General features: G+C 57.2%; 7 protein-coding genes and 1 pseudogene. 3 read left to right on the top strand and 5 right to left on the bottom strand.

From position 1 onward, the window contains the following. Positions 1–790: IS30 family transposase (locus tag OP495_RS16280; RefSeq protein WP_280570754.1), on the top strand; the 790-nt coding region annotated here is incomplete at its 5' end. Positions 791–1,123: 333 nt separating this feature from the next. On the opposite strand, the gene OP495_RS16275 is transcribed toward OP495_RS16280, so the two are convergent. Both OP495_RS16275 and OP495_RS16270 read right to left on the bottom strand, forming a co-directional pair. Next, a complete protein-coding gene (locus OP495_RS16275; protein ID WP_280570753.1) occupies positions 1,124–1,531 on the bottom strand; it encodes a nuclear transport factor 2 family protein in 408 nt (135 codons plus the stop codon). Positions 1,532–1,615: 84 nt separating this feature from the next. Beyond that, positions 1,616–2,350 (bottom strand): SDR family oxidoreductase, encoded by a 735-nt coding sequence (locus OP495_RS16270; RefSeq protein ID WP_280570751.1) that lies wholly within the window; start codon positions 2,348–2,350, stop codon positions 1,616–1,618. A gap of 86 nt (positions 2,351–2,436) precedes the next feature. Here OP495_RS16270 and OP495_RS16265 point away from each other — a divergent pair, with 86 nt between their 5' ends. Continuing rightward, entirely contained in the window at positions 2,437–2,808 is a 372-nt protein-coding gene (locus OP495_RS16265; protein ID WP_280570750.1) for a helix-turn-helix domain-containing protein, read from the top strand. A gap of 195 nt (positions 2,809–3,003) precedes the next feature. Here OP495_RS16265 and OP495_RS16260 read toward each other — a convergent pair whose 3' ends face one another. After that, positions 3,004–4,149, bottom strand: coding sequence for an arylamine N-acetyltransferase (locus tag OP495_RS16260; protein ID WP_280570749.1), 1,146 nt, complete (start codon positions 4,147–4,149; stop codon positions 3,004–3,006). Further along, complete coding sequence (locus tag OP495_RS16255) at positions 4,146–4,694, bottom strand: NADPH-dependent FMN reductase (protein WP_280570748.1); 549 nt, start codon at positions 4,692–4,694, stop codon at positions 4,146–4,148. The genes OP495_RS16260 and OP495_RS16255 overlap by 4 nt, the downstream gene beginning before the upstream one ends. Before the next feature lie 120 nt (positions 4,695–4,814). On the opposite strand from OP495_RS16255, the gene soxR reads away from it, so the two are divergent. Next, on the top strand, positions 4,815–5,330 hold the full coding sequence (gene soxR / locus OP495_RS16250) for a redox-sensitive transcriptional activator SoxR (protein WP_280570747.1): 516 nt from the start codon (positions 4,815–4,817) through the stop codon (positions 5,328–5,330). On the opposite strand, the pseudogene OP495_RS16245 reads toward soxR, so the two are convergent. Then, a pseudogene (locus OP495_RS16245) lies at positions 5,318–5,513 on the bottom strand (hypothetical protein); the annotation flags it as partial. The gene soxR and the pseudogene OP495_RS16245 sit on opposite strands and share 13 nt — an antisense overlap.

The raw sequence follows: 5,513 nt of genomic DNA, 5'->3' as shown, positions 1-5,513 counted from the left end.
GAAAGTGACAAAGCGACTCCCCAGCCTCATGCGCTGGGTGACTGATCAACTGGCTAACGAATGGAGCCCTCAGCAAATCAGTGGCTTCATGGCCAACGCCAACGGCGCTTACGTGAGCCATCAGTGGATCTATTCGTTGATTTGGGATGACAAGGCACGTGGTGGCGACCTGTGGCGATGTCTACGACAGCCCAAGCGGCGGAGCAAGTACCGTGCACAAGCCAAGAGCGCCGGACTCGGCAAGATTCCGAACCGAATCGGTATCGAGCACCGCGCCGCTGAGGTGGATGCTCGACTTAGGATTGGCCACTGGGAGGGCGATACGATGCTCAAGGGCCACAAGCAGTCCGGATTGGTCACGCTGGTTGAGCGTCGCAGCGGCTATCTGCTGGCCGCTCGGCTCCCCAACATCACCGCCGAACTGACACAGAAGGCCATGATTCGGCTGCTGAAGCCCCGGCGTGGCGCTGTTCAGACTGTGACGCTGGACAACGGCTCGGAGTTTGCCAATCACGAGACAGTGGCCCAGGCAGTGACAGCGGCGGTCTACTTCTGCGATCCCTACTGCTCCGGCCAACGTGGGACCAATGAAAATACGAATGGTCTGATCCGGCAGTACTATCCCAAGGGGACCGACTTCCGACAGGTGACGGACGCCGAGCTGAGAAGGACCGTCAATAAGCTGAATGATCGCCCCCGAAAACGGCTCGGTTATCGGACACCGGCACAGGTTTTCCTGGGGGAATACTCAGGGGCCCTGGATACCGCAGGTGCTGCACTTATTAGTTGAATTCAGGAATCAAAACAAAACTATATTTAGTTATGTGCGATTATTATCAAATTAGATATTTTAAAAGTCCGCTTTGTATCGCTTGTAGCCATTTGTGGCATCGGAGCACAAGCCTTCAAGCCGCGCGACATTCCCCACTATCATGGCCCATGCAGCAGGGCCACGATAGAACGAGGGGGCGTCTCAGCGTTTCTTTCAGAAGAGCGGTTAGTCGCTGGTGATGCAGGTTTTCAGCGGCTGCATCGTAGGAAGGTCATCCTTGGTTGTGAAGCCGTAAGCGGCGCCTTTGTAGAGTTCGGTGGTGAATTGCACGCTGGCGGCGGCAGGCCGTCATCAGCTTCGAGCAGCGGCTGCAACGGCGAAGCTGTCTTCGAGCATCAGAAAACGGATGATCTCGTCGTCTGAGACTGTCAACACGATCGCGAAGGCCGTATCGATGGTCTTGCCGGTGTTCTTGGTGCGCGTAGCCAGTTCACCGAAAATTATAGCGCGGTCGTCACTGGCCAACACTTCGTGTATTTCCAGCCCAAGTCTTTCGATCATTTCGCCGGTGTCACGTATGAAGTCGGCTACAGCGATGCGCCCGCTCTTGTGACCGATCCAAGGCAGCACGCCGTCGTCGCCGGGGATATGCCAGTCCAGGTCGGCGCTGAACAGCTCAGCGATTTCTTCGGGCGGCGCGCCGGCGCCGAGCTTGGCCAAAAACTGATTTGCGATCTCGAGGTTCTTCTGTTCACTCATAATTGGTAATTCTTCGGTGGGGTGAATTTTTTAACCGGTTAAGGCCCACGCTTTGTCAGACACAGCGTGGGCCCGCTAGCAGCATCAAATTTGTGCAGCACCGCCATCGACGAACACTTCACTCCCCGTCATGAAACGACTGTCGTCGGAAGCGAGAAACGCAGCTACCGCAGCGGTGTCAGCAGGGTCTCCCATCCGTCCCAACGGGGTTGCCTGCACCTGGCCGGCAAGGATGTCGTCGTCCAACATCTCCTTCACTTTTTCCGTCTCCGTTAGACCGGGAGATAGAACGTTGACGCGGATGCCGGTTCCTCGGAGATCCTGAGCCCAGCTTCTGGCGAAGTTGCGAACGGCCGCCTTGGAAGCGCTATAAACGCTCATCGCCGGCGTGCCCATCACACCTGTCGTTGATCCCGTCAAAACGATCGAGCTGCCGGATGACATCAAAGGCAACGCCTTTTGCACCGTGAACAGCGTTCCTTTGACGTTGATATCGAAAGTACGGTCGAAATGCTCGGGCGTGATGGCATCCAGAGCAACCAGCTCGCCGAGCCCCGCGTTCGCGAACAAGATATCGAGACTACCTTTTTCGGACTTCACCGCTGCGAACAGGCGATCGAGATCTTCTGATTTGGAAATATCGCCCTGAATGGCACGCGCATTGGAGCCGAGTTCGGCCAATGCCTCATCGAGAGCTGCCTGCCTGCGTCCGAAGAGATAGACGAACGCACCCTCTGCTGTGAAGCGCTTTGCCGTGGCCAGGCCGATTCCCGATGCGCCACCTGTAATAACCGCGATTTTTCCCTGTAGCTTACCCATCTGTCTGCTCTCCTGATGTTGAGATGGAGGCAGGTTAAGAAGTAACATTCTTTTCTACAAGTATGCACCTTTAGGTAAGTACCAAGATGAACGAGAAAACACCGACATCCTCACCTTTCATCTGTGGACTCGACGCCACTCTCCACGTCATAGGTGGTAAGTGGAAGCCGCTTATCCTCTACTTTCTGGCTGGTGGCTCCCTGCGCTACGGCGAGCTAAAGCGCAGTGTCCATGGCGTCAGTCACAAGATGCTGATTCAGCAGCTCAAGATGCTGGAGCGGGATGGCGTCGTAGCGCGAACGGATCACGGGGAGATTCCTCCCCGCGTGGATTACGCACTGACACCGCTTGGCCACAGCTTATGCGAGGCACTGAGGCCATTGTGTAGCTGGGGGGATCAACATACCGAAATGATTTCCGACATGATCGAAAAGCGCGAAGAACAGGAGAAGGCATAATATAACGATCACCTAAACGTCTGCTTCTGGCCCATTAAGAAGCCTTAGCCCGTGCCGACAGGGTGGTTGAGGAAGTTAACCACCCAAAGCGGCCATTTCCCTGAGGTCTTGAACCGCTTTGGCCTCAGGCTTTCGTGCCTGCGTAAAGCGAATGCCCACAGCAGTGCCAAGCGTTACTGCTAGACAACCAAATGATTACGCGGTAAGTGCGGCGGCCCGCTCGAGTGCTGGCCGCCAGTCTGGTTTTACCGGAATCCGGAATGTCTCGTGCATGACGTGTTCAATGGCATCTGCGTCCAGCGTTTCTTGGTAGACTCGGCCATCAATGTGCCGGATCGTGAAGCGCCCATTGAGCAACGTATAACGAGCCGTTGGCGTGGTGCGTGCCGCGATCAGGTTTCTGCGGAATTGCGAGCTGGGATGCGTCGCGGTATACCAGTTGGCGACTTCGTAGTCGTTGTCCAGTTTGGGTTCTCCGGACGACTCGTAGACGGGCTGCCATTGGTCGTTGGTCCACATCTGCAACAATAGCCCCGGGCCAAAGGGAATCAGCCGGAACGTTTCGTGCTGAGTGGGTTGGGGCTCTGTCGTGTTCATGCGCAGTGGCGTGGTGAGAACGCAGCCGCCAAATCCGACATCGACCAGCCAGGGTTCGTTGTCCAGGGTGACACGCAATGCCATATGGGTGTGGGGTTGGGGAGGCGTACCCGGTTCGGCATTCCACCGAACTCGCGCGGACAGCCCTTCCACATGAAAACCAATCGCCTCGAGTACTCGCTTGAATAGGCCGTTGTGCTCGAAGCAGTAGCCGCCACGTCCGGCATGAACCAGCTTGTGCTCCACCGCCTCCGGAGAAAGGTCCACCCCCTGGTTCAGAAGGGCGTCGATAGCCTCGAACGGGATGGCATCCGGGTGGCGTTCGTGCAGTGCCTTCAGGACCGGTAGTGAGGGAGCGAGTATCCCCTCGTAACCGATCCTCGCACTGTAGGAAACCAGGTTCGGTGTTGACTGGCGTTCTGCCCCCAATGTCTCGACGATCTGGTGGGCGGCGAAGGGCGCATAGGTGTCCAGGAAGCGCACCTCGGGGTTGTGCACCTGGAACTGTGCCTTGAGTGCCTGACCCTCATCTCCCAGCAGCCCTCGGCCAAGTGAGATGAGGTCGTAATCCCGGGCGTCGAAGTGATCTGGTGCCGTTTCCGGGGTGGCGGTACCTTCGGCGGTGATACCCACTGCCCTCAGTTCGGTCAGGACGGTTTCAAGAATCTGTTCAGAGCGCCCAAGGACCAGGACCCTGGCTTCTGCCAGGGGGAGCGCTGCTTGTTCTGCTGCGCTTGCACTCATGCTGTCGCCTCCTCATAAGGGATGGCTACCCGGGCTGTACGCAGTGCTGATGCCCACCAGGACAAGCGGGCGAGCATGGTTCCCAGGGCCTGCTCTGCGAGTACGGAGTCCCGCAGCGTTCCGTTCTCATCGAAATGGCCCCAGACGTTGGCAAAGCTTACCGAGTCCCGGATGCCGACGGCGTGTAATTCCGCGAACACGCCCCGGAGTTGCTCGACAGCTCTGAGCCCGCCGCTGATCCCACCGTAGGAGACGAACCCTACCGGCTTTGCCTGCCATTCCGCATGGAAGGAGTCGATCAGGGTTTTCAGGGCTCCCGTGAACGAATGATTGTACTCGGGCGTAACGACGATGAACGCATCCGCTTCCTTGACCCGCTTCCTCAGGTCCGGGGTAGGACTGTTATCGACCGCCGGATCAATCGTCAGCAGGTCAAAGCCTCCACGCTGAGCAATGTCCTCGATCAGCCAACCGGCCACAGTGTCGCAGAAACGGCCTTCGCGAGCGCTGCCATAGATGATTCCCAGTTTGATGTTATGACGCATTGTACCGCTCTCCTCGTTGTGTGATGAATACGGCTATTATTTATAAGACCTCAAGTTTGGTTGAGGTCAATGCCCCCTGATAAAGTTTTTGAGAGTGAATGCCAGACAGGATCTGAATCCATGAAACACAATCAAAAGCAGGCGTGCCGGTTTGAGCTCAGTGTTGGGGAAGTGGCCCGTCGGAGTGGGGTTGCGGTATCAACGCTGCATTTCTATGAGACCAAGGGGCTGATCAGCAGTTACCGCAACCTCAGTAACCACAGACGTTATCGGCGTGAAGTGCTTCGGCGGGTTGCCGTGGTCAAAGTGGCGCAACGGGCGGGGATTCCCCTGGCGGAGATACGCGATGCGCTGGATACCTTGCCTGATGGGCGGACGCCCACAGCGAAGGATTGGCAGGCCTTGTCGGCCCAGTGGCAGAAGGCCCTCGACGCGCGGATCAACTGCCTCACGGAGTTGCGTGACCAACTCAGTGGCTGCATCGGCTGTGGGTGCCTGTCCGTGGATAGTTGCCCGCTGCGTAACCCTTGGGATGAGCTGGCCAGTGAGGGAGCAGGGCCCCGACTTTTGAGTCAGGAATCAGCACAAGAAAATGCATCCGCGTTGCACACGACAGGAGACACTCAGTCTGGCTGAACCGCGATAGCTGCGATCTCGAAGTGCATGTCGTTTACACGCTCGCGGTTGATCAGCGGGCGCTGAGCGGCCGCATGGGCACCTGCAGCGATCAATGTAGAAGTTAGCAACGTCGTGGAGACGGTTATTAATTTCATGTGCTTTCCACAGTATCTGTGGCCAAACTCGCCCTGATCACTGCTC

Origin of the sequence: Chromohalobacter sp. 296-RDG (assembly GCF_029889885.1) — a bacterium.
Taxonomy (GTDB): Bacteria; Pseudomonadota; Gammaproteobacteria; order Pseudomonadales; family Halomonadaceae; genus Chromohalobacter.
Note: the sequence above shows the minus strand (reverse complement) of the source record. Positions and strands in the feature narration are given on the sequence as shown.